The organism is Nonomuraea sp. NPDC049504, from assembly GCF_040676845.1.
Taxonomy (GTDB): Bacteria; Actinomycetota; Actinomycetes; order Streptosporangiales; family Streptosporangiaceae; genus Nonomuraea; species Nonomuraea salmonea.
In genome coordinates this window covers 192,385-216,005 of record NZ_JBFAPT010000012.1, presented here as the reverse complement: position 1 = coordinate 216,005, position 23,621 = coordinate 192,385, and the positions used below count along the sequence as shown (strand labels likewise).

Here is a 23,621-nt window from a genome sequence, read left to right as displayed (position 1 = left end):
AGTACTGCGGATGTCTCTTTCGCACGCCCAGGTCCAGGCCCAGCTCACCGGTCCCGGCCAGCTCTTCGAGATGGAGGAGATCGGCGGCACCGGCGTACGCACGTGGAAGCACGCCCCGCCGCACTACCGGGCCCTGCTGGAGATGAGCAGATTCCACGGCGACAAGGTCTTCCTCGTCTACGAGGACGAGCACATCACCTTCGAGGACCACTTCCGCCGCGTCGCCACCCTCGCCCGCCGGCTGGTCGAGGACTACGGCGTGAGCAAGGGCGACCGGGTGGCCGTGGCCATGCGCAACTACCCGGAATGGGTGATCTCCTTCTCGGCCGTGCTGGCCGCCGGGGCCATCGCCGTACCGCTCAACGCCTGGTGGACGGAGGCCGAGCTGGCCTACGGCGTGACCGACTCGGGAGCCAAGGTGCTGATCGCGGACGGTGAGCGCGCCGTCAGGCTGGCCTCCACGGGCGTGCCGATGATCGTCGCCAGGGGCGAGGCCCCGGACGGGGCGCGCGCGTTCGACGACGTGCTCGGCGAGATCCCGGCGGACGTCTCCCTCCCCGAGGTCGAGCCGGCCCCCGACGACCCCGCGACGATCTTCTACACCTCCGGCACCACCGGCAACCCCAAGGGCGCGCTCGGCAGCCACCGCAACATCGGCCAGTCCCCCATGACCGTCGCCTACGGCCTCATGCGCGCCGTCGCCCTGTCCGGCAAGGACGTCGGCGCGGCGGCGGGCACCCGCAGGATCACCCTGCTGACCGTGCCGCTCTTCCACGTCACCGGCTGCTTCTCGGCGATGACGACCACGATGTTCAGCGGCGGCGGCCTGGTGCTGATGTACAAGTGGGACCCGGAGAAGGCGCTGCAGCTCATCGAGCGCGAGCGGGTCACCGCCATGATCGGCGTGCCCACCAACGCCTGGCAGCTCATGTCGCACCCCGACTTCGGCAAGTACGACCTGTCCTCGCTGTCCACCCTCGGCTACGGTGGCGCCCCCGCCCCGCCCAAGCTGCTGGAGCGCATCAAGACGAACCTGCCCGACCGCGCGCCCTCCAACGGCTACGGCATGACCGAGACCAGCGCCCTGGCCATCGGCAACGGCGGCGCCGACTACCACGCCAGGCCCGACAGCATCGGCCTGCCCTCCCCCGTGGTGGACGTTCGGGTCGTCGACCCCCTGGGCGGCGAGCTGCCCCGCGGCGAGGTCGGCGAGCTGTGCGTACGCGGACCCAACGTCATCCTCGGCTATTGGAACAAGCCGGAGGCGACCGCGCAGACGTTCGTCGGCGGCTGGCTGCACACCGGCGACCTGGCCAAGATCGACGAGGACGGCTTCGTCTACATCGTGGACCGCGCCAAGGACATGGTGATCAGGGGCGGCGAGAACGTCTACTGCGCCGAGGTCGAGGCCGCCCTGTTCGAGCATCCGGCGGTGGACGACGCGGCCGTGATCGGCGTACCGCACGACGAGCTGGGCGAGGAGGTCGGCGCCGTGCTCCGCCTGGCGCCCGGCGCCTCGCTCACGCCGGACGAGCTGCGCGAGTTCCTGTCCTCCAGGATCGCCAAGTTCAAGATCCCGGTGCACGTCTGGTTCCGCGAGGGCGAGCTGCCCCGCAACCCCGGCGGCAAGATCCTCAAGACCCACCTGCGCCGCGAGATCCTCGGCACCTGACCCGCCGGGGCTTTGACGCGCCGCGCCGCTGGGCGCTCCGCCCAGCGCAGCAGGCGTCCGACGGCTCCCCCGGTGTCCTCCGGGGGAGCCGTCGGCGTGTGATGGCCTTCACACCGATCGCGTTCCCCCTGCTCGGACACCCCTTCCCGGCTCCCGCTTACCCACCGGGTAATCGCGGCGCCTACCCGCGTCCTGACATCGTTCCCGGTGTCAGCACGACCGTGGTCGCCGCGAAGGAGCCCGACATGACCGCCCTGCCCATCACCACCGACCGTACGAAGTTCCTGCGCCTGGCGCTGGCCGCGGACGCCGCCGTGACGGGCGTCAACGGGCTGGCCTACCTCGCCTTCGCCGGCCCCGTCGCCGCGCTGCTCGGCCCGGACGCCGCCCTGCTGCGCGGCATCGGCGCCTTCCTCCTGGCGTACGGCGCCGCCGTCGCCGTCCTCGCCACCCGCCGCGACATCAGCCGCACCGGCACCAGGGCCGTCATCGCCCTGAACGTCGCCTGGACCCTGGGCAGCGTCGCCGCCGTCGTCACCGGCGCACTCGACCTCACCACGATCGGCGCCGTCTGGGCCGTCACCCAGGCCCTCGTGGTGGCCGTCTTCGCCGAACTCCAGCTCACCGGCCTGCGCAAGAGCCGCTGACCCTTCCTTGCCGGCCCTGCACCAAGCCGACCCCGCACCAAGCCGACCCCGCACCAAGGAGACAGAGATCGTGACCCTCGTCGACCGCTACCTCGCCTGCTGGAACGAGACCGACCCCGAGGCCCGCGCCAAGGCCGTGGCCGAGCTGTGGACCGAGGACGGCACCTACACCGACCCCCTCGCCGACGTCACGGGACACGCCGCCATCGCCGCCGTGATCGAGGGCGCGCAGTCCATGTTCCCCGGCCTCGTCTTCACCCCGGGCGAGCTGTACGACAGCCACCACCACGTCGCCCGCTTCACCTGGCACCTCGGCCCGGAGGGCGGCGACCCCGTCGCCACCGGCTTCGACGCGGTGGAACTGGCCGAGGACGGCCGCGTCCGCAGCGTCCTGGGCTTCCTGGACGAGATCCCGTCCTGACCGCCCTCGCGACGACCTCCGGGAGCCTCCCGGAGGTCGTCGAGTCGTCTCCTGAACATCCACCTCTGAATTGATTTGCCCACGCCAGCCGCCATCACGGACAATTGCCACTCGTGCCATCAGCATTGAAGCGCCTGCTCCGCCACCTCGCGCTCGACCTCAGCCCGCTCCGCGACTCCCGCGACTACCGGTTGCTCTTCGGGTCCGGCGTCATCACCATGTTCGGCACGCTGATCACGATGGTCGCGGTGCCGTACCAGATGAAGCAGCTCACCGACTCCTACCTCGCGGTGGGCCTGGTGAGCCTGGCGGAGTTCGTGCCCATGGTGGTGTGCGGGCTGTGGGGCGGCGCGATCGCCGACGCGCTCGACCGCCGCAAGATCATCGTGGTGAGCGAGCTGGGCCTGCTGGTCACCTCCGCCGCGCTCATGATCAACGCAATGCTGCCGAGCCCGCAGATCTGGGTCCTGTACGTCGTGGGCGCGATCTCCACCGGCATCGGCTCGCTCCAGCGCCCCAGCCTGGAGGCGGTGATGCAGCAGGTCGTCAAGCACGACCAGCAGGCCGCCGCCGCCGTCCTGTCGAGCCTGCGCTGGAACTTCGGCGCCATCGTGGCCCCCGCCCTCGGCGGCCTGATGGTCGCGTCGTGGGGCGTCACCTCCGCGTACGTCCTCGACACGCTCACCTTCCTGCTGTCGATGTTCCTGCTCTGGCGGGTCAGGTCGCTGCCCCCTGCCGAGGACGCGGCGCCCGCCTCGATCAAGTCGCTGGTCGAGGGCATGCGGTACGCGATGAGCCGCAAGGACCTGGTGGGCACGTACCTCGTGGACATGGCCGCCATGGTGTTCGCGATGGCGAACGCGTTGTTCCCGTTCCTCGCCGAGGAGCTGCGGGCTCCGCAGGCGCTCGGGCTGCTCTACTCGGCCTCCGCGGTCGGCGCGCTGATCGCCTCGCTCACCGGCCGCTGGACGGCCCGCGTACGCCGCCACGGCCTCGGCGTGATCGTGGCCGCCGCCTTGTGGGGCGTCGCCGTGGCGCTGACCGCCGTGGCCCCGAACATCTGGCTCATCGTCGTCTGCATCGCGTTCGCGGGCGCCGCCGACATGATCAGCGGCATCTTCCGCATGACGATGTGGAACCAGACCATCCCGCCGGAGCTGCGCGGCCGCCTGGCCGGCATCGAGCTCCTCTCGTACGCCAGCGGCCCCATGCTGGGCAACGCGCGGGCCGGCATGATGGCCCAGCTCGGCGGCACCCGCTTCGCACTCGGCGCGGGCGGCGTGCTGTGCGTGGCCGCCGTACTGAGCCTGGCCACCGCCCTGCCGAAGTTCCGCCGCTACGACGCCACAACCGACGAAAACGCCCTGGCGGAAAAGGCCCGCCGCGAAGCCGCCACCCTCGCCTGACCCCGAGGCCGGCTGACGAGGCGGGCCACCTGATGCGATCAGCCCGCCTCCCGCCACCCGTCATACCGCTCGACCAGCTCATCGACCTTGCCCAAAGCCGCGCCGTCGAGCCCCTCGACCACGACCACCCACTGAGCATCCTCGGCATCGTCCTCCCCCGCCAAGGTCTCCCGCACCACCCGCGGCACCCCCACCTCCGGAAACCACTCCCCCAGCGTCTCCGCCACCTCCTCGGCATCCTCCCGCTCCCCGAACACCAGCAGCTCCGCCATCTCCATCCCTCTCAGGCTCTTAACTGTGTCTTGACTTTCACCTAGCGTGATCACAATAGGTTGGTAGCGTTCAACCATGACTGCCGAAGCGGTGATCGCTGAGATGACGTCGTCCTCGCTCCCGGACTGGGTTTTTCCGCCACCACAGGGCTTCGCAGCAGAAGATCTCGATCACCTTCCGGATTTGCCTGCGCACACAGAGTTGATTGATGGAAGCTTGGTCTTCGTGGCCCCCCAGCGCGACTTCCATTCATTGGTCCTCTACCGGCTACACGTCGAGCTGGACAGGTTCGCCCCTGCAGATCACAAAGTACGCCAGGAGATGAGCGTCAAGCTGGGCCCGAGGCAGCGCCCCGAGCCTGACCTCATCGTCCTCGCACCCGGCACCTTCACCGGCAGCGAGGTCACCTACTTCGATGCCGCAGACGTGGTCCTCGCCGTCGAAGTGATCTCACCGGAGTCCGCATTGCGGGACACGAAGCGCAAGCCCGTCCTCTACGCCGAGGCAGGCATCCCCCATTTCTGGCTGGTGGAGGAGACCCAGGGCAAGGCCACCGTCGTCGTCCACGAGCTGAGCCCGACCACCAGGTCCTACGTCGTCACCGGCATCCACCACGACCGGCTCAAACTCTCGGTCCCGTTCCCCATCGACTTCGACGTCGCCACACTCTACGAACCCTGACGCCAGAAAGGGCCGGTGCGGCAGCGCACCGGCCCTCTGAAACGGCCGGGTCAGCCGCGGAGCTGGGCGCCCACCCGGTCGGCGGCCATGGCCACCGCCGCGTCGCGGGCCGCCGTGGTCTCCTCGACGGTCAGCGTACGGTCGGGCGCGCGGAACCGCATCGAGTAGGCGAGCGACTTGTTCCCCTCGCCCACCTGCTCACCCGCGTAGACGTCGAACAGCCTGATCGACTCCAGCAGCTCCCCCGCCCCGTCGCGCAGCGCCGCCTCGACGTCGGCGACCGGCGTGAAGTCCGGCACGATCAGCGCGACGTCCTGGGTGGCGACCGGGTAGGCGGACACGGCGGGCGTGTCGACGGGCCCCGGCATGGCCGCCTCCAGCCGCGACAGCTCCAGCTCCATCGCCGCGGTGCGGGCCGGCAGCCCGTACGCCTCGATGACCCGCGGGTGCAGCTCACCGGCGTGCCCCACCAGCGTGTCGCCCACGTAGAGGGCGGCGCACCGGCCGGGATGCCACGGCTCGTGCTGGTCGGCGCTGATGGACAGCTCGAGCCGCGCCTCGGCGGCGACGAGCCGGGCCGCCTGCACGGCGTCGGCCCACGAGGCCGCCCGCCCCGCGCCCCACCAGCCGGACCGCTCGAACTCGCCGGCCAGCACGACCGCGACCCGCAGCGGCTGGTCGGGCAGCGCCGACTCGATGGTGGCCAGTTCGTCGGCGGTGGGCCGCCGCTCGACGCCGAGCACCGGAGCGACCTCGGGCGCGTCCTCGCGGGGCCGGTAGACGGAGCCGGACTCGAACAGCGCGACGTCGGTGAAGCCGCGCCCGACGTTGCGTACGAGCGTCTTCAGCAGCCCCGGCAGCAGCGTCGTCCGCATCAGCGGCTCGTCCTCCGACAGCGGGTTGGCCAGCCGCGCGGCGCGGCGGCGCGCGTCCTCGGCGGGCAGCTGCATGCGGTCGAAGTCGTCGGGGCTGATGAACGGGTAGCTGAGCACCTCGACGTAGCCGCCTTCGGCCAGCGCCCGCCCGACCCGCCGGCGCAGCCGCTGGCCCTCGGTGAGCCCGGCGCCGGCCGGGGCGGAGGGCAGCACCGACGGGAGGTTCTCGTAGCCCTCCAGCCGGATGACCTCCTCCGCCAGGTCGTTGGGGTCGGTCAGGTCGGGCCGCCAGGACGGCGGGGTCACGGTGATCATGTCGTCGCCGGTCACGGCCAGCCTGGCGGCCAGCTCGCCGCCGGTCACCACGCCGGTCGGGGCGACGCCGCCCTGCCGCACGGCCGGGTCGGCGCCGTCGGTGACGACGCAGCCGACCTGCTGCAGGCGGGTGACCACGGTCTCCTTGGAGTAGGGGACGCCGGCCACCCGGCCCGGGTAGCCGGCCGGGATCGCGATGCGCGCCGGCGACACCTCGACCTCGGCGTGCGTGACGCCGGGCGGCACGGTGGCGCCGCCCAGCTCGGCCAGCAGCCGCACGGCCCGCCACGAGGCGACGAGCGGCAGCTCGCGGTCGACGCCGCGCTCGAACCGCTTGGACGCCTCGGAGACCAGCCCGTGCCGCCGGGACTCGCGGGAGATGCCGGTGGCGGAGAAGTGGGCGGCCTCGATGACGATGTCGGTCGAGGAGCCGGAGATCTCGGTCTCCAGGCCGCCCATGGTGCCGGCCATGGAGATCGGCCCCGACTGGTCGGTGATGAGGATGTCGTCGGGGTCGAGGTCGCGTACGACGTGGTCGAGCGTCTCCAGCCGCTCGCCCGCCGCGGCCCTGCGGACGACGATCTCGCCGGTGAGCTTGCCGCGGTCGAAGGCGTGCAGCGGCTGCCCGAGCTCCAGCATCAGGTAGTTGGTGATGTCGACGGCCAGCGAGACCGGGCGCATGCCGGCCCGGTGCAGGCGTACGCGCATCCACAGCGGCGTCTGCGCCTCCGGGTCGAAGCCGTGCGCCTCGCGCAGCACGAACCGGTCGCAGGCGGTCGGGTCGCCGATGGAGGCCGGCCACGACGGCGCGGTCTCGGCGGGCACCTCGACGTCGGCGGGGTCGCGGAAGGCCACCCCGAACGCCGTGGCCACCTCGCGGGCCACGCCGCGGATCGACAGCGCGTAGCCGATGTCGGGGGTGATCTCCAGCTCGATGACGTCGTCGCGCAGCCCGAGCAGCTCGACCACGTCGGTGCCGATGGGCGTGCCCTCGGGCAGCACCATGATGCCGCTGTGGTCGTCGCCCAGCCCCAGCTCACGCTCGGAGCAGATCATGCCCTCGGACATCCGCCCGTACGTCTTGCGCGCCCCGACCTCGAACCCGCCGGGCAGCACGCCGCCGGGCAGCACGACGGGCACCCGGTCACCGGCGGCGAAGTTCGTGGCGCCGCAGACGATCTCGCGCGGCGTCGCCTCGCCCACCTCGACCTTGCAGTGCCTGATCGGCTTCTTGAAGCCGGTCAGCTCTTCGACCTCGAGCACCTCGCCGACGACGACGTTCTTGACGTCGTGGCCGTGCGAGGTGATCGACTCGAGCTTGAGCCCGGCGGCCGTGAGCTTGTCGGCCACCTCGTGGGCGGTGACCGCCGGGAGATCGACATACTCCCGCAGCCAGGAAAGCGGGACCCTCATCAGATCTCCATTCCGAACGGGAGCGTGAAGCGCACGTCTCCCTCGACCATGTCACGCATGTCCTCGGCGTTGTGGCGGAACATCAGCGTCCGCTCGATGCCCATGCCGAAGGCGAACCCGGAGTAACGCGACGGGTCGACGCCGCACGCGATGAGCACGCGCGGGTTGACCATGCCGCAGCCGCCCCACTCGATCCAGCCCTCCGACTTGCAGGTGCGGCAGGGCGGGTTGCCGGGCACCGCGGAGGCGCCGCGGCAGACGAAGCACTTGAGGTCCATCTCCGCGGACGGCTCGGTGAACGGGAAGTAGTTGGGCCGGAACCGCGTCGTGATGCCCTTGCCGAACATGACCTCGGCGAACCGGTCGAGCGTGCCCTTGAGGTGGGCCATGGTCAGGCCCTCGTCGACGGCCAGGCCCTCGGTCTGGTGGAAGACCGGGGTGTGGGTGGCGTCGAGCTCGTCGGTGCGGAACGTCTTGCCCGGCGAGATGACGTAGACCGGCAGCTCGCGCTCGAGCAGCGCCCTGATCTGCACCGGCGAGGTCTGCGTGCGCAGCACCATGCCGGAGTCGGTGGAGCCGACGAAGAACGTGTCGTGGTCGGAGCGCGCCGGGTGGTCCTTGGCGATGTTGAGAGCGTCGAAGTTGAACCACTCGCCTTCGAGCTCGGGCCCCTCGGCCACTTCGTAGCCCATGGCGACGAAGGCGTCGGCGATGCGCTCCTGCAGCGTGGTGAGCGGGTGGCGGGCGCCGCGCGGCCGGCGGTCCCACGGCAGGGTGACGTCGACGGCCTCCTCGATGAGGACGCGGGCGTCGCGCTCTGCCTCCAGCTCGGCCTGGCGGGCGGCGAGCGCCTCGTTGATGGCCTTGCGGGCCGCGCCGACGCGCTTGCCGGCCTCGGCGCGGGCGGCCGGCGGCAGGGCGCCGATCTCGCGGTTGGCCAGGGCGATGGGCGAGCGGTCACCCGCGTGCGCCAGCCTGGCCTGCTTGAGTGCGTCGAGGTCGCCGGCCGCCTTGATCGCCTCGATGGCGTCGGCCTCCATCCGGGACACCTCGTCGGCATGCAACGGTGTCACCTCGACGGGATCGTAGTCAGACAAGAGTGAGCTCCGTATCCAGGGCTTGAGCGGAAAAGAGTCTAGTGGGACCCGCCCACCGGGCCCGAACGCGGCGACTAGACGCCGGCGAAGTCGGGGGTGCCGGTGGGCAAGGTAAATCGGAACTCAGCCCCGCCCTCGGGCGCGCGCTGCACCGTGATCGTGCCGCCGTGCGCCTCGACCAGGCCCTTGACGATGAACAGGCCGAGCCCCGTGCCGCCCCGGCGGCGGCTGTTGCCGCCCCGCCAGAACTGCCTGAAGACGCGCGGAGCCAGCTCGGGCTCGATGCCCTCGCCCTCGTCGCGCACCGACACGGCCACTCCCCATTCGATGGACTCGATCTCGATCGTCACAGTGCCGCGCCCGTGGCGCAGCGCGTTTTCCACCAGGTTACCCAGGATCTGGTCGATCTTGTCCTGGTCGAGCCACATCTCGGGCAGCTCGTCGTCGGCGATCAGCCGGAAGCGGTTCTCCGGCTCGCCGGCCGCGACCCGGCCCGCGATGAGACGGCGCGCCCTGGCGGGCAGATCGACGACCTGACGGCGCACCTCGAGGCGCCCCGACTCGATGCGGGAGACGTCGAGCAGCTCGGTGATGAGCCGGGTGACGCGGTCGGCGTCGTTGTTGACGGTCTCGAGCATGACGAGCTTCTGCTCGTCGGTGAAGCGGGTCCACTTCGCCAGCAGCGTGGCGGTGAACCCCTTGACGCTGGTCAGCGGCGAGCGCAGCTCGTGGGCGACGGTGGAGACCAGGTCGGCGCGGCTGCGCTCGAGCCGGGAGCGGGCACCGCCGTCACGCAGCGTGATCGCGACGCGCTCGACCTCGCCGCCGCGCTCCGGCTCGCGGACGAGCCTGGCCGCGACGTAGAGCTCCTGCCCGCCGGGCAGGTGCAGCGGCCGCTCCGGCACGCGGGTGCGGGTGCGCAGCCCGCCCTCGGGGTCGAGCGCCTTCCACCAGTCGCGCCCGTCGTGGTCGCGGAACGGGTAGACGTCGTTCATGTGCCGGCCGACGGCGCGCTCCGCCACGATGCCGGTGAGCCGCGCGGCGGCCCGGTTGACGGCCAGCACGCGCCCATATCGGTCGGTCACGATGAGGCCGTCGGGGAGATCGTCGATGGCTATCGTGCACGCGGCCGCGACCACTCGCCCGTCGGTGTCTGCGCCGTGCACGCCTCGCCTCCTCCGCCTACAACGCCGACAATAGCGGGTTTCCCGTCGCCTAGGGCACCCGCTGCGCCCTGGCCGAGGAGTAAAGGCATACCGCCGCGGCGGTGGCCAGGTTCAGACTTTCAGCCTGTCCGTAGATGGGCACTCTGACCACATCATCCGCTTCGGTGAGTATTTCCTCCGGCAGTCCCCAGGCCTCGTTTCCGAAGATCCACGCCGTCGGTCCCGAGAGATCGACGTCGTCGAGCGTGTGCTTGCCCGCGCCGTCGGCCGCCAGCACGCGCAGGCCCCGCTCCCTGAGTTGACGCACGGCGGAGCCCACCGGTGCACCGATCGTGACGGGAAGATGGAAAAGGCTGCCTACGCTGGCGCGTACGCACTTGCCGTTGTACGGGTCAACCGACGCGTCCGTGAACACCACCGCGTCCGCCCCCGCCGCGTCGGCCGCCCGCATGACGGTCCCCGCGTTGCCCGGATCGCGGACGTGCGCCAGCACCGCCACCAGCCGAGGCTCGCCCGCCAGCGCCTCCTCCAGGGGCACGTGCACCAGCCGGCAGACGGCCACCAGCCCCTGCGGCGTCACGGTCTGTGACAGCTCGGACATGACCTCGCCGCTCGCCCGGTGGACGAGGACGCCCTTGAGCGTGGCCTCGGTGATCAGCTCGGGGTGGCGCAGCTCGGCCTCGGCCGTGCTGAACAGCTCCAGGGTCACGCCGTCGAGCTTGAGCGCCTCGCGCACCGCCTGCGGCCCCTCGGCCAGGAACTTCCTGTCCTGCTCACGGAAGGCCCGCTTGGTGAGCCGCCGCGCGGCCTTGACCCGCGGCGATCTCACGTTGGTCAGCTCGGACCCGGCCATCGTCTCCCCCAGTCGTACGGACGCCTGCCGCCAACGGCCCGTGCGTGCAGACAGCAAAGGGCCCACCGTCATCGGTGGGCCCCTCGTTCAAATCAAGCGCTTCAGCTCGCGGCCGGAGCGTTCACGTTCGCCGGGAGCGCCTTCTTGGCGGCCTCGACGAGCGTGGCGAAGGTCTGGCTGTCGTTGACCGCGAGGTCGGCCAGGATCTTCCTGTCGACCTCGATGTTGGCCAGGCGCAGACCCTGGATCAGGCGGTTGTAAGTGATGCCGTTCTGCCGGGCCGCGGCGTTGATGCGCTGGATCCACAGACGACGGAACGCGCCCTTGCGGTCCTTGCGGTCCCGGTAGGCGTACGTCATCGAGTGGAGCATCTGCTCCTTGGCCTTGCGGTAGAGCCGCGACCGCTGGCCACGGTAACCGCTCGCCCTGTCGAGGACGACCTTGCGCTTCTTCTTGGCGTTGAGCGCCCGCTTCACGCGTGCCATGTTTCTTCTCCCCGGGGGTTCGCGCTACTTGGCGAGCAGCTTCTTGATCTTCTTGGAATCGGCGTCGGAAAGGACGACCTCGTTCTTGAGACGGCGCGTCAGCGTGGACGACTTCCACTCGTTGTAGTGCGCGCGATTGGCACGGCGACGCTTGATCTTGCCGGTGCCGGTGAGCCGGAACCGCTTCTTCGCACCGCTGTGCGTCTTCATCTTCGGCATGTCGCCGTCTCTCCTCGTTTCGGTCGTGCCGGTGGCCGGGCCGGTGCGTGTCCGGCCCGGTCGCGGCGTCTTCGTCTGCCGGTGGCTGCTGGGGTGCTGTAAGGCTAACCCCAACTGCGGGTCACGCTTCCGGTGGGGAAGGCTCCTCGCCGCCACGCTGCGCCTTGGCTGCGGCCTTTTCGGCCTTTGCCTCGGCCTTCTTCTTGTGCGGACCGATCACCATGATCATGTTACGGCCGTCCTGCTTGGCGTGGGACTCCACGAAGCCGAGCTCCTGGACGTCGTCCGCCAGCCGCTGCAGCAGCCGGAAACCGAGCTCCGGCCGGGACTGCTCGCGCCCGCGGAACATGATCGTGACTTTGACCTTGTCCCCCGCCTTGAGGAACCGCACCACGTGACCCTTCTTGGTCTCGTAGTCGTGCGGGTCGATCTTCGGCCGGAGCTTGATCTCCTTGATGATCGTGTGCGCCTGATTCTTGCGCGCCTCGCGCGCCTTCATCGCGGACTCGTACTTGAACTTGCCGTAGTCCATGAGCTTGCACACGGGCGGTCGAGCCGTGGCCGCGACCTCGACGAGGTCGAGGTCGGCCTCCTGGGCGAGCTTCAGCGCGTCATGAATGGAGACGATGCCTACCTGCTCGCCGTTCGGGCCCACGAGGCGAACCTCGGGAACTCGGATACGCTCGTTGATGCGGGGCTCAGTGCTGATGGGGCCTCCTAGGTTTGCGATCCCTACGTGCTCGTCGTATCGGGGCTTCTCACTTGAACGCGAAAAGCCCCGCACGTCGCGCATGCGGGGCCACTGAGCTCTTTGGCTTTCGTGGCCTCGAGCTCCCCGGAGTAGTCCGGCGTGATCCTGGACCCGGCCACCTTGCGGCGACTCAGGTGGGAGGGAGACCTCCGCTTGCGCGTCCAGCAAGGCATGCCGGACCGATCAGAGAGCTACATTACCACAACACCGAAGCCTGCTCGAATCATCCCCGTAACGCGGAGATTCAGCGCCGGAGCAGCTCAGCCTCGCCTGCAGCGGGCATCGCTCCCATGGCGCGGAGTCAGCGGCGGAGAAGTTCCGCCTCGCCGGCGGCGCGCATGGCCTCGACGGGCACGTCCGTCACACCGGTCATCAGCTGCACCTGGCGTACCGCCTGGTGCAGCAGCATCTCGAACCCGCCGACCACGATGCCGCCCGCAGCCCGCACGGCCGTCGCCGCGGCGGTCGGCCAGGGTGCGTAGACCACGTCGAACAGGGCCGGCACGCGCGCCAGCCGGTCGGCGAAGGCGTCGGCGGCGCCGCTCGGCAGCGTGGAGATCACCAGGTCGACGTCGATGCGAGCGTCGAGCTTGGCGAACGTCTCCACCGCCAGCGCCACGCCAAGCCGCTCGGCCACCGCGGCCGTCTCCCCCGCCCTGGCGGGGTCGCGGACGAGCAGCGTCGCGGAGTAGAGCCCGAGACCGCGCAGCGCCGCCAGCGCGGAGGCCGCCGTGGCGCCGCCGCCCAGCACGGTCGCCGAGCGCGGCGCGGGCACCCCCGCCTCGGCCAGGGCGCGCTCGATGCCGTAGACGTCGGTGTTGTCGCCGTGGCGCCGGCCGTCGCGGAAGACCACCGTGTTGGCGCCGCCCACCTCGACGGCCAGGTCGGAGACCGTGTCGAGCAGGGGCAGCACGGCCCGCTTGAGCGGCATCGTGAGCGACAGCCCCGCCCAGGCGCGGCCGTCGTCGCCGGCCTGTCCGCGTACGGGGGTCAGCTCGGCCAGCAGGCCGGGCAGCCGGGCCTCGTCACACTCGAACGCCTCGTAGCTCCACCCGTCGAGCCCCATCGCCCGGTAGGCGGCCCGGTGCAGGTGGGGCGAGAGCGAATGGCCGATGGGCGACCCCATCACGGCAGCTCGCATCACGCACGTCCTTTCCAACCACGCAGCACCCTACCGCCGCCCACCACGCCACACGGACACGCCACGGGCGCACGGTGAGAACATCCTCCAGCCCCACCGGCTCACGGCACATCCGGCTCACGGCACATCCACTTGCGGCGCATCCGCTCGCGGCGCATCCGCTCGCGGCGCATCCGCTCGCGGCGCATCCGCTCGCGGCGCATCCGCTTGCGGCGCATCCGCTTGCGGCGCATCCGCTTGCGGCGCATCCGCTTGCGGCGCATCCGCTTGCGGCGCATCCGCTTGCGGCGCCCGCGCAGCGCGTTGCGTGCGCGGGCGCCTTGGACGGTCAGCCGCCGCAGCCGCCGTTCGCCTTGCACTTGGCCACCAGCGCGTTGTGCTCGGTTTCCGTGGTGGCGAACTCGGTGACCTGGCTCTTGGGGTCGGTGGCGACGAAGAACAGCCACGGCCCCTTGGCGGGGTTGAGCGCCGCCTCGATGGCGTGGTCGCCGGGGTTGGCGATGGGCCCCGGCGGCAGCCCCGGGTACTTGTACGTGTTGTACCGGGACTTGGTGTTCCGCGTCTCGGCGAAGGTCGCGTACGTGCCCTTCTTCTTGAGCGCGTACATGACCGTGCTGTCCATCGCCAGGTTCATCGGCAGCTTGAGCCGGTTGTAGATGACGCGGGCGATCTTCGCCATGTCCTCCTGCCGGCCCGCCTCCGCCTGCACGATGCTCGCGATGGTGATGAGCTCGTGCGGCGTGAAGCCGAGGTCCTTGGCGCCCGACTCGATGTCGTACTTCTCGGCCGTCTGGTTGTAGCGCTTGACCATGGCCGCCAGGATCTGCTTCGGCGTCGAGTTGGGCTGGAACTCGTACGTGGCCGGGAAGGCGTACCCCTCCAGCTTGCCCTTGGCGTACTTCGGCAGGTCGAGGCTCTCGACGTCCTTGGCCGCCGCGTTGAACTCCTCAAGCGGCTTGCCGGTCTTCTCCGCGAGCTGGGGGAGCGTCTGGGACAGCCGCAGGCCCTCGGCGATGGTGAAGGTGTCGCGCAGCCGCTTGTCGTGGTCGAGCATCTCGACGGCGCTGGCGGCCGACATCTTCTTGCGCAGCTTGTACTCGCCGGGCTGCAGCGAGCCGCTCTTCTTCGCGTTGGCGATGGCGTTGGTGAACGCTCTGGCGCTGGCCACGACCCCCTGCCGCTCCAGCTCCTGCGCGACGTCGGAGGCGCTCTGGCCGTCCTTGATCTCGATGACGACCTCGCCGGAGCCGGCGCCGGTGTAGTCATCGGGAACAAGGGCGTCGTTGATCCGCGTGTAGGCGAAGTAGCCACCGCCGCCGAGGATGCCGGCCAGGACGATGAAGGCGAGCATCGGCGCGAGGAAGCGGCCCCGGTTGCGGCGCCGGCGACGGCGGCGGCCACCGCCGCGTTTGCCGGCGCCCCGGGAGCGGCGCCGAGGCGAGCCTTCGTCGTCCTCGGGGCCGAGCAGAGTGTTCAGATCGAGATCGTTCATAGATGCGCTGGCCAATCTCCCGGCACTGCCCGCCAGGCGTCAAGCGGAACTGCCCAACCGGCTGGAGTCACCGAGCGAAACGGGGGAATCCGCCGGACGCACCGCGCCGGCCGACGGGGATCACTCTGGGTAGCCATGCTAGGGGACGGAAAGAGGACGCATGCCCCGTTTTGGGGCTTTTGCGCGGGGACAGTGCGGGTCCCAACGAACATCAGCGTGTCCCGAGGTTCTTGTTCAACTCTTCCCGGTATCTCACGAACTCGCTCTCTTTGTTGGTGAATTTGGTGATTCTATGCGCGGGATCCGTGGTAACAAACCAGTGCCAATCGCCTTCAGCCGGGTTCAGGGCCGCCATCAGTGCCTTCTCGCCCGGATTGGCGATGGGGCCTGGGGGCAGCCCTTTGTGCCGGTAGGTGTTGTAGGGAGAGTTCACCTTGGTGTCGCTCTCCGTGACTTTCAGCGTCCGCCGGTTCTGCGCGTACAGCACCGTGCTGTCGATCTCCAACGGGGTGCCCTTCGCCAACCGGTTGTAGATCACCCTAGCGATCTTCGGGTAGTCCTCGTCAGTGCCGCCCTCGGCCTGGATCATGCTCGCCACCGTGACCACTTCGAGCGGCGTCAGGTTCACCTGCCCGGCCTGCTCCTCCAGGCCCACGTGACGGGCCGCGGCCTCGAACCGCTCGGCCATCGCCGCCAGCACGTCCACGGCGGTGTCGCCGGGCTCGATCTCGTACGTGGCGGGGAACAGGAACCCCTCAAGCCCGGGAGCGTACTTGGGCAGGCCGACGAGAGCCTTGTCCACCTTGCGCAGCTCCTCGACCGGCAGCCCGGCCAGCTTGGCCAGCCGGCTGAACACCTCCTGCACCCGCAGCCCCTCGGGCACGGTCACCCGCCGCACCACCCGCGAGGCGGGCTTGAGCAGCAGGTCGAGCGCCGCCGCCGCGGCCATGCCCTTGCGCAGCCGGTAGTGTCCCGGCCGCAGCCGGTCGCTCACCGCCCGCTGCTCGGTCACGTTCACAAACGACTGCGCGCTCGCCACCACCCCGGCCTCGGCCAGCGCCGCCCCGATCGCGTACGCGCTCGACCCCGGCGTGATCCGCACCGTCACCGCGCCGTTGCCCGGCCCCTGGAAGTCATCAGGACTCAGGTACGGCTTCACGACCGTGATGGCCCCCACGCCAAGCGCCAGCACCCCGGCCAGCAACCCAGCGGACAGCACCCCGACCTTCCGCCAAGCCTTCCGCCGCCCGGCGGCCACATCGTCCCCAGCGGCCTCCTCGGAAGGGGAATGAGAAGGAGGTCGAGAAGGAGACTGGGAAGGGGGCTGCTCATCAGAGACGCTCCCCCGCTCGACCCCCGGCTCCGCTCCCCCAGCCGCCCACCGCTCAGAACCCGCCTCCGTCCCAGCGACAGCCGACTGCTCAGACTCCGGCTCCGCCCCGGCAGCCGCCCGCTGCTCAGGACCCGCCTCCGCCCCAGCGGCAGCCCGCCCCTCAGACTCCGGCTCAGTCCCAGCTACAACCCGCTCCGTGGGGTCCGACTGCGCCGCGGCTGCTGCCTGCCGATCGGGCTGGGCCAGCTCGTCTCGACCGGCCTCGGCCGCGGGCCGCTCCTCGGGCGCGGTTCGGGCCTCGGGCTCTGGCTCTGTGCTGCCGGGCAGGTCTTCGCTGTCCTGGAAGGGGATCATGTCGCCGAGGTCGTCCTCGTCGCCCGGTGTCCTGTTCATGCGACCGCCTCATCGGACACCAGATCGGAACGCTCCAAAGAGCTGCGAACAGCGGCCTCGGGACGGCACGTCCCGGCAGAGTCACTCGCCGCGCGGCGGCGCGCGTTCCCGGAGGACCGGTGTGCGTCTCCGGAGGAGTGGCGAGCGTGCTCGGAAGAGAGCAGCGCGAAGGAGGTGGCCCTAGCAGCGGGCCACCCGCAACGGGATGTGGGCGTGGGCGCGTTCATGAGGCAGGTCCGTCGGCCGCGCGGGGCGGTTCGACGGGCCTGCCTGGTGGTCTCTCGGTGGCGCGCTCGGAATCGAGCGCGTCCTGCAGCAGCACGACGGCCGCCGCCTGGTCGACGACGCCGCGCTGCTTCTTGGCCCGCACGCCGCTGGCCCGCAGGCCCTGCTGCGCCGTGACCGTGGTCAGCCGCTCGTCGAACAGGCGGACGGGCGTGGGAGCCAGCCGCGCGGCGAGCCTGGCGGCGAACTCGCGCGCCAGCCCCGCGGCCTGCCCCTCACGCCCGGACAGCGAGGTGGGCAGTCCCACCACGACCTCGATCGCCTCGTGCTCGGCGGCGATCGCGGCGATGCGGGCGAGGTCGCCCTTGCCTCGCCGCACGGTCTCGACCGGCGTGGCCAGCAACCCCGACGGGTCGCTGCGCGCCACGCCGATGCGTACAGAACCGACGTCGACGCCGATTCGTGAACCGAACCTCATGTCAGCCGAGCTGCCCCACGATCGCGTCGTCAACCAGGCGCAGCGCGTCGCCGATCGCCTCCGGTCGTGTGCCGCCGCCCTGCGCGACATCGTCCTTGCCGCCACCGCCACCCCCAAGAGCCTTGGCGGCGACGCCGACCAGCCGTCCGGCCTTGAGCCCCCGCTCGCGCCCCGCCTCGTTGACCGCGGCAACCACCACGGGCCGGTCGGAGGGGACGCCGACGATCACGATGACCGCCGGCCGGTCGGCCGGGAACCTGCCTCGTACATCAAGCGCGAGCTTACGCAGGTCATCGGCGCCGGTGCCATCAGGCGCGCGGTGTGTCACGACGGAGACGCCGCCCAGGTCACGGGCCTGCGACACCAGCTCGCCCGCCACCTGGAGCACCTGGGCGGAACGCAGCCGCTCCAGCTCCTTCTCGGCGGTCCGCAGCCGCGTGACGATGCCCTCGATGCGCTCGGGCAGCTCTTCGCGGCGCGCCTTGAGCTGCTCGCTGAGCTGGTTGACCAGCACGCTCTCGCGGGCGAGGAAGCGGAAGGCGTCGATGCCGACGAGCGCCTCGACGCGGCGCACGCCCGCGCCGACCGACTGCTCGCCCAGCACCTTGACCAGGCCGAGCTGGCCGGAGCTGTGGACGTGGGTGCCGCCGCACAGCTCGCGGGAGTAGTCGCCGATCTCGACCACGCGGACCTCGTCGCCGTACTTCTCGCCGAACATGGCCAGCGCGCCCATCGCCCGCGCCTCCGCCTGCGAGGTGTAGAAGGCGTTGACCTTGAGGTCGTTGATGAGCACGGCGTTGACTTCGTCCTCGACGTCGCGCAGCACGCTCGGCGGCACCGCGCCCGCCGCGGTGAAGTCGAAGCGGAAGCGGCCGGGAGAGTTCTCGGAGCCGGCCTGCGCCGCGGTCTCGCCGAGCGCGTTCTTGAAGCCGCGGTGGACGAGGTGGGTGGCGCTGTGGCTGCGCGAGATCGCGCGGCGCCGCTCGATGTCGATCTCCGCCTGCGCCTCGTCGCCGACCCGCAGCTCGCCGCTGCGGATCTTGCCGCGGTGCACGATGAGGCCCTTGAGCGGCGACTGCACGTCGACGACCTCGACCTCGGCCCCGCTCGTACGGATGACGCCCTGGTCGGCGAGCTGGCCACCGCCCTCGGCGTAGAACGGCGTGCGCTGCAGCACGACCTCGACCGTGCTGCCCGCGCCCGCCGCGGGGACGGGCAGGCCGTCGACGAGGACGCCGACGATGCGGGTGTCGGCCTCGGTCTCGTCGTAGCCGAGGAAGTCGACCTTGCCGGCGGACTCCAGCATCTGCCCGAACACGGAGATGTCGGCGTTGCCGGTCTTCTTCGCCGCCGCGTCGGCCTTGGCCGCCGCCCGCTGCTCCTTCATGAGCCGGCGGAAGCCCTCTTCGTCGACCTTGAGGCCGTGCTCGGCCGCCATCTCCAGCGTCAGGTCGATGGGGAAGCCGTAGGTGTCGTGGAGCTTGAACGCCTGGTCGCCGGGGATCGTGGTGCCCGACTTGCGCTTGGTCTCCTCGACGGCGACGTCGAAGATCGCGGTGCCGGTGCGCAGCGTGCCGAGGAACGACGCCTCCTCGGCGTCGATGACCGCGTGGATCTGCGGCGCGTCGGCCTTGAGCTGGTCGTACTGCTCGCCCATCACGTTGATCGCGACGTCGGTCAGCTCGTGCATGTAGCGCTCGTCGCCGGAGCCGAGCAGGCGCAGGTTGCGGATCGAGCGGCGCAGGATGCGGCGCAGGACGTAGCCGCGGCCCTCGTTGCCGGGCAGCACGCCGTCGGCGACCAGCATGGTGCCGGTGCGCACGTGGTCGGCGATGACCCGCAGGCTGACGTCGGCGCGCTGGTCGCGCCCGTAGCGGGTCTTGGTGAGCTCGGCCGCCTTGTCGAGGATCTTGTAGGTGGTGTCGATCTCGTAGATGTTGTCGACGCCCTGCAGGATCGCCGCCATGCGCTCGAGGCCCATGCCGGTGTCGATGTTCTTGCTCGGCAGCTCGCCGGAGATGTCGAAGTCGGTCTTGGCCCGGACCGCGCTCAGCTGGTATTGCATGAACACGAGGTTCCAGACCTCGAGGTAGCGGTCCTCGTCGGCGACGGGGCCGCCCTCCTTGCCGTATTCGGGGCCGCGGTCGTAGTAGATCTCGGAGCAGGGGCCGCCCGGGCCGGGCACGCCCATGTGCCAGTAGTTGTCCTCGAGGTCGCGGCGCTGGATGCGGTGCTCGGGCAGGCCGACCTTGTTGCGCCAGATGTCGTACGCCTCGTCGTCCTCGAGGTAGACCGTCGCCCACAGCTTGTCCTCGGGGAAGCCGAAGCCGCCGTCGGACTCGGACCTGGTGAGCAGCTCCCACGCGTAGGGGATCACCTCGGCCTTGAAGTAGTCGCCGAAGGAGAAGTTGCCCAGCATCTGGAAGAACGTCGCGTGCCTGGTGGTCTTGCCGACCTCGTCGATGTCGGGCGTGCGGACGCACTTCTGGGCGGTGGCGAGCCGTGACCCCGGAGGCCTGCGCTGCCCCAGGAAGTACGGCTTGAACGGCACCATACCCGCGTTGACCAGGAGAAGCGTCGGGTCCTCAGCGATCAGGCTGGCCGAGGGCACTATGGTGTGCCCACGCTCCTCGAAGAAGCGCAGGAAGCGGCGCGCGATCTCTGCCGACTCCATGGTGGCCATCCTTTGCTGTAGTCAGTCGTGTTGTCGTGTTCGTCGAGCCGCCCGCCGTCGGCGGGCGAGCGTCATCCGGCGTTTTCAGCCTTGTCGAGGCCGAACCGGGCGCGCAACTCGGTTTCGCGCTCCGCGGCCTCGCCGAGCGCGTCGTGAGTAAAGTCTCTCACCTGCCGGAGCATGCCCGCGGCGCCGTCGGCCGTCCGCCGGGCGACGTGGTCGGGGTGGAGTGCCTGCAGGCGGCGCATCACCCAGAAGGCGAGGAACGCGCCCAGCGAGACGTAGAACATGCGTCTGATCATCGTGCGCGCTCCTGAACCCGGCTCCTGCTCGTCCGCACGGGGCGGCGCGGCCGGCGGGCCTCGATGGCCCTGCGCAGGCCGTAGCTCAGGGAGGACACCTTGATCAGCGGCCCGGTGAAGATGGTCTGCGTGACCGCGCTCAGCTTGGCCGCGTGGCCGCTGACCTGCTTGACGTCCTTGGCGATGGCCTCGACGGCGACGAGCTGCCTGTTGGTCTCGTTGACCGTCACGCTGACGTCGTCGAGCAGCGGCGCCAGGCGCTTGTTCAGGTCGGAGACCGCCTTGGTGGTCTCGTTGAGCAGCCGGGCGAGCTTGACGAGCACCATGGCCATGACGCACACCAGGACCACCCAGCCCGTGGCGGCGATCAGCCCGGCGACCTCTCCAGCGGTAAGCATCCGCGCATCTCCCTACGTACGCTGGGCCGGAACGTCAAGACCCTATCGCGTTCGGGTGACAACGTTAGTGCGGACGGCTTCCGCGCTCAGGCAGCCACGTCGGCTCCGCGGGTCCGCGCCGCCGCTCGCATGAGGGCACGCGCGGCCCGGATCTCGGGCGCCACCAGCCGTTCCGGCATCGCCATGGCCGTCGCGCGCAGCGCCTTGAGCGCCGCGCCCGCCGCGTATCCGGCCGCCGCGTCGCCTGGGCAGCCGTACATGCTCCTGGCCCAGCCGGGCAGCGTGGCGAACGCGAGCGCGCCGACGGCGGGCAGGGTGCCGGGCCGCAGCGAGGGCGGCGGGGTGACGACGAGGCGCAGCAGCTCGCGTGCCTCGTCGGTGGCGGACAGGTGGGCGCGCATCCCGGTGAGGTGGTCGGCCAGCTCACCTGCGCTGTCCGGCACGTCGGTGAGGCCGGCGAGGTACGCGGCGCGGCGCTGCTCGGCCACGTACGCGTCCCGCTCCCCCGCCGTCAGCGCCACCCCCGACAGCCGGGCGACCTCCAGGTGGGACGCCACTTCGGCGCAGTGCGCCCAGCGCAGGCTCTCCGGCTCGTCCAGCCGGAACAGCGTGCCCGTCGCGGTGTCGAGCCCGACGAGGCGGGCGTGCACCTCGCGGGCCCGCTCGTACATCGCCTCGGCCTGCTCACGCGTCCCGAAGGTGCGCAGGGCGACGAAGCCGAGCCGCCGCCGCAGGTGCGCCCTGACCGCCTCGGCGTCGTCGAGCAGGTGGTTCTGGACGATGCCGCGGATCGTGCGCGGGTGCAGGGCCTGGAGCTGGAAGGCGCGTACGGCCGCCGGCCAGGCGGGCGTCTCGGTGTGGACGCGCCAGGTGATCGATCGGGGGCCGTACAGGCCGCCGCCGGGGGTCACGGTCGGCTTCACAACGATCATGATTCCCCGTGATCGCAGACTTAGTACCACTTTGGACGATTCGCCGGCGAAGGTGTCACGACCCCCTGAGGAAGTCGCGGATCTTCGCCCACCGCTCGGCCACCGGCGCCTCGGCCCCGTGGCGGGTCGGCTGGTAGTAGCGCCGTTCGCGCACCTGCTCGGGCGCGTAGTCCTGGCGCACCAGCCCGTGGTCGTAGTCGTGGGGGTAGCGGTAGCCGTCGCCGTGGCCCAGCTTGGCGGCCCCGGAGTAGTGGGCGTCGCGCAGGTGGCCGGGCACCTGTCCGATCAGCCCCTTGCGGACGTCGCCGATCGCCGCCCCGATGGCCTTGACGACGGCGTTGGACTTGGGCGCGGTGGCGCAGTGGATGACGGCGTGGGCCAGGTTGATCTGCCCCTCGGGCAGCCCGATGAGCTGCACCGCCTGCGCGGCGGCCACGGCGGTCTGCAGGCAGGTGGGGTCGGCCAGGCCGACGTCCTCGGAGGCGAAGATGACGATGCGGCGGGCGATGAAGCGCGGGTCCTCGCCGGCCTCGATCATGCGGGCGAGGTAGTGGAGCGCCGCGTCGGCGTCGGAGCCGCGCATCGACTTGATGAACGCGCTGATGACGTCGTAGTGCTGGTCGCCCTGCCGGTCATAGCGTACGGCGGCCTTGTCGACGGCCTTCTCCACCACCTCCACGGTGATGTCGTCGGCCAGCAGCGCCGCCGCCTCCAGGTAGGTGAGTGAGCGCCGAGCGTCGCCGCCCGCCAGGCGCACGAGGTGGTCGAGCGCCTCGGGCGCGAGCGTGTTGCGCCCGCCGAGCCCGCGCGGGTCGGACACGGCCCGCTCCAGCACCGCCCGCACGTCGTCGTCGGTCAGCGACTCCAGCGTGAGCAGCAGCGAGCGGGACAGCAGCGGCGAGATGACCGAGAAGAACGGGTTCTCCGTGGTGGCGCCGATGAAGGTGACCCAGCGGTTCTCCACAGCCGGCAGCAGGGCGTCCTGCTGGGCCTTGTTGAAGCGGTGCACCTCGTCGACGAACAGCACGGTCTGGCGGCCGGTCATGCCGAGCTCGCGGCGCGCCGAGTCGATGGCGGCGCGGACGTCCTTCACCCCGGCGGAGACGGCCGAGACCTCGACGAAGCGGCGCTTGGTGACATTGGAGACCACGTAGGCGAGCGTGGTCTTGCCGGTGCCGGGCGGCCCCCACAGGAACAGCGACATGGGAGCCTCGCTCTCGACCAGGCGCCGCAGCGGGGTGCCGGACCCGAGCAGATGCCGCTGACCGATCACCTCGTCGAGCGTACGCGGACGCATGCGCACGGCGAGCGGCTGCGGTGTGGCCTCCTCGGCCGCCGAATCGAACAGGCTATCCACAACGCGAGATTACACGCTGCGGCAGGCCCGCTAGGACCACACGGCCCTGGCTCCCGAGTCCCCGGCCTGGAAGACGTAGAAGGCGGCCACGGCGGCCAGCACGACCGTCAGCGCCGCGAGGACGACCGTGACGGGCCGGCCGAAGCGGTCGCCCGACAGGGAGTCGCGGGCGGGGCGGGAGGCGTACACGAGGAGCAGCGCGGACGCGCCGAGCCCGAGCACGGACAGCAGCAGCGGCAGGGCGAAGCCCTCGTGCGCGGAGATGAGTTCCGCCATCTCGCCCTCGGCCTCGCCGAACCTGGCCTCCTTGAGGCTCTCGCCGCTCTGCCTGGCGACGAACACGGCCGCGGGCGCCGCCAAGGAGAGCAGCACGACGGCCCACGCGGTGGAGGGGCGCCAGCGGGGCACGAGCGCGTACGCGAGCGCGACGACGGCGAGCAGCGGCGTGAGCACGACGGCGAAGTGGACGATCAGGGGGTGGGCCGGCAGGCCGAGGATCTCGTCGAACATGGGGACTCCTTGGTTCTCCTTCACTTACGGTCCGCGCCGCCTGCAGGTTCGCGGCCTCAGCGGTCGCTTCGCTCGGCTTTCGCCACTTACGTCCGTCACATATCGAAGGCCG

Annotated in this window: 24 protein-coding genes; 5 read left to right on the top strand and 19 right to left on the bottom strand. The window is 70.8% G+C overall.

Annotated elements, in window-relative coordinates; genetic code table 11:
* The first annotated feature begins 10 nt into the window (after positions 1-10).
* From AB0K28_RS23975 to AB0K28_RS23960, 4 genes are all read left to right on the top strand, one after another.
* The gene (locus AB0K28_RS23975) at positions 11-1,672 is read left to right on the top strand and encodes a class I adenylate-forming enzyme family protein (protein ID WP_364373746.1); all 1,662 of its coding nucleotides are present in this window, start codon (positions 11-13) and stop codon (positions 1,670-1,672) included.
* A gap of 245 nt (positions 1,673-1,917) precedes the next feature.
* Positions 1,918-2,319 carry a hypothetical protein gene (locus tag AB0K28_RS23970; RefSeq protein WP_345386283.1) on the top strand — a complete coding sequence of 134 codons (402 nt, stop codon included), beginning with the start codon at positions 1,918-1,920 and terminating at the stop codon, positions 2,317-2,319.
* A 70-nt stretch (positions 2,320-2,389) separates the two neighbouring features.
* Complete coding sequence (locus AB0K28_RS23965) at positions 2,390-2,740, top strand: nuclear transport factor 2 family protein (RefSeq protein ID WP_364373742.1); 351 nt, start codon at positions 2,390-2,392, stop codon at positions 2,738-2,740.
* 113 nt (positions 2,741-2,853) lie between these two features.
* A complete protein-coding gene (locus AB0K28_RS23960; RefSeq protein WP_364373739.1) occupies positions 2,854-4,146 on the top strand; it encodes an MFS transporter in 1,293 nt (430 codons plus the stop codon).
* Between the two features lie 38 nt (positions 4,147-4,184).
* On the opposite strand, the gene AB0K28_RS23955 is transcribed toward AB0K28_RS23960, so the two are convergent.
* Complete coding sequence (locus AB0K28_RS23955; RefSeq protein ID WP_364373736.1) at positions 4,185-4,424, bottom strand: hypothetical protein; 240 nt, start codon at positions 4,422-4,424, stop codon at positions 4,185-4,187.
* Positions 4,425-4,494: 70 nt separating this feature from the next.
* On the opposite strand from AB0K28_RS23955, the gene AB0K28_RS23950 reads away from it, so the two are divergent.
* Complete coding sequence (locus tag AB0K28_RS23950; protein WP_364373733.1) at positions 4,495-5,100, top strand: Uma2 family endonuclease; 606 nt, start codon at positions 4,495-4,497, stop codon at positions 5,098-5,100.
* Positions 5,101-5,150: 50 nt separating this feature from the next.
* Here AB0K28_RS23950 and AB0K28_RS23945 read toward each other — a convergent pair whose 3' ends face one another.
* From AB0K28_RS23945 to AB0K28_RS23860, 18 genes are all read right to left on the bottom strand, one after another.
* The gene (locus AB0K28_RS23945; RefSeq protein WP_364373730.1) at positions 5,151-7,703 is read right to left on the bottom strand and encodes a phenylalanine--tRNA ligase subunit beta; all 2,553 of its coding nucleotides are present in this window, start codon (positions 7,701-7,703) and stop codon (positions 5,151-5,153) included.
* Positions 7,703-8,743 carry a phenylalanine--tRNA ligase subunit alpha gene (pheS, locus tag AB0K28_RS23940; RefSeq protein ID WP_345409250.1) on the bottom strand — a complete coding sequence of 347 codons (1,041 nt, stop codon included), beginning with the start codon at positions 8,741-8,743 and terminating at the stop codon, positions 7,703-7,705. Before pheS ends, AB0K28_RS23945 begins: the two co-directional genes overlap by 1 nt.
* Positions 8,744-8,874: 131 nt before the next feature.
* Positions 8,875-9,966, bottom strand: coding sequence for an ATP-binding protein (locus AB0K28_RS23935; RefSeq protein WP_345386293.1), 1,092 nt, complete (start codon positions 9,964-9,966; stop codon positions 8,875-8,877).
* A 49-nt stretch (positions 9,967-10,015) separates the two neighbouring features.
* Positions 10,016-10,819 carry an RNA methyltransferase gene (locus AB0K28_RS23930; RefSeq protein ID WP_364373873.1) on the bottom strand — a complete coding sequence of 268 codons (804 nt, stop codon included), beginning with the start codon at positions 10,817-10,819 and terminating at the stop codon, positions 10,016-10,018.
* 101 nt (positions 10,820-10,920) lie between these two features.
* Positions 10,921-11,304, bottom strand: a complete 384-nt coding sequence (rplT, locus tag AB0K28_RS23925) for a 50S ribosomal protein L20 (protein ID WP_345386295.1) — start codon at positions 11,302-11,304, stop codon at positions 10,921-10,923.
* 24 nt (positions 11,305-11,328) lie between these two features.
* Complete coding sequence (gene rpmI / locus AB0K28_RS23920; RefSeq protein WP_043622108.1) at positions 11,329-11,523, bottom strand: 50S ribosomal protein L35; 195 nt, start codon at positions 11,521-11,523, stop codon at positions 11,329-11,331.
* A 121-nt stretch (positions 11,524-11,644) separates the two neighbouring features.
* Entirely contained in the window at positions 11,645-12,232 is a 588-nt protein-coding gene (gene infC, locus AB0K28_RS23915) for a translation initiation factor IF-3 (protein ID WP_364116687.1), read from the bottom strand.
* 343 nt (positions 12,233-12,575) lie between these two features.
* Positions 12,576-13,415, bottom strand: a complete 840-nt coding sequence (locus tag AB0K28_RS23910) for a shikimate dehydrogenase (protein WP_364373726.1) — start codon at positions 13,413-13,415, stop codon at positions 12,576-12,578.
* 101 nt (positions 13,416-13,516) lie between these two features.
* On the bottom strand, positions 13,517-13,774 hold the full coding sequence (locus AB0K28_RS23905; protein WP_364373723.1) for a hypothetical protein: 258 nt from the start codon (positions 13,772-13,774) through the stop codon (positions 13,517-13,519).
* On the bottom strand, positions 13,744-14,907 hold the full coding sequence (gene mltG / locus AB0K28_RS23900) for an endolytic transglycosylase MltG (RefSeq protein ID WP_364373720.1): 1,164 nt from the start codon (positions 14,905-14,907) through the stop codon (positions 13,744-13,746). The genes AB0K28_RS23905 and mltG (AB0K28_RS23900) overlap by 31 nt, the downstream gene beginning before the upstream one ends.
* A gap of 211 nt (positions 14,908-15,118) precedes the next feature.
* Positions 15,119-16,126, bottom strand: coding sequence for an endolytic transglycosylase MltG (mltG, locus tag AB0K28_RS23895; RefSeq protein ID WP_364373717.1), 1,008 nt, complete (start codon positions 16,124-16,126; stop codon positions 15,119-15,121).
* Between the two features lie 730 nt (positions 16,127-16,856).
* Positions 16,857-17,336, bottom strand: coding sequence for a Holliday junction resolvase RuvX (ruvX, locus tag AB0K28_RS23890; RefSeq protein WP_345386306.1), 480 nt, complete (start codon positions 17,334-17,336; stop codon positions 16,857-16,859).
* Position 17,337: 1 nt separating this feature from the next.
* Complete coding sequence (gene alaS / locus AB0K28_RS23885) at positions 17,338-20,010, bottom strand: alanine--tRNA ligase (protein ID WP_364373713.1); 2,673 nt, start codon at positions 20,008-20,010, stop codon at positions 17,338-17,340.
* 71 nt (positions 20,011-20,081) lie between these two features.
* Entirely contained in the window at positions 20,082-20,300 is a 219-nt protein-coding gene (locus AB0K28_RS23880; protein ID WP_355414407.1) for a hypothetical protein, read from the bottom strand.
* 8 nt (positions 20,301-20,308) lie between these two features.
* The gene (locus tag AB0K28_RS23875) at positions 20,309-20,710 is read right to left on the bottom strand and encodes a DUF948 domain-containing protein (RefSeq protein ID WP_345386310.1); all 402 of its coding nucleotides are present in this window, start codon (positions 20,708-20,710) and stop codon (positions 20,309-20,311) included.
* Positions 20,711-20,796: 86 nt separating this feature from the next.
* Positions 20,797-21,642 (bottom strand): oxygenase MpaB family protein, encoded by an 846-nt coding sequence (locus AB0K28_RS23870; protein WP_364373709.1) that lies wholly within the window; start codon positions 21,640-21,642, stop codon positions 20,797-20,799.
* Positions 21,643-21,697: 55 nt separating this feature from the next.
* The gene (locus AB0K28_RS23865) at positions 21,698-22,999 is read right to left on the bottom strand and encodes a replication-associated recombination protein A (RefSeq protein WP_364373706.1); all 1,302 of its coding nucleotides are present in this window, start codon (positions 22,997-22,999) and stop codon (positions 21,698-21,700) included.
* A gap of 30 nt (positions 23,000-23,029) precedes the next feature.
* A complete protein-coding gene (locus AB0K28_RS23860) occupies positions 23,030-23,509 on the bottom strand; it encodes a DUF2231 domain-containing protein (protein ID WP_345386316.1) in 480 nt (159 codons plus the stop codon).
* Positions 23,510-23,621 lie beyond the last annotated feature (112 nt).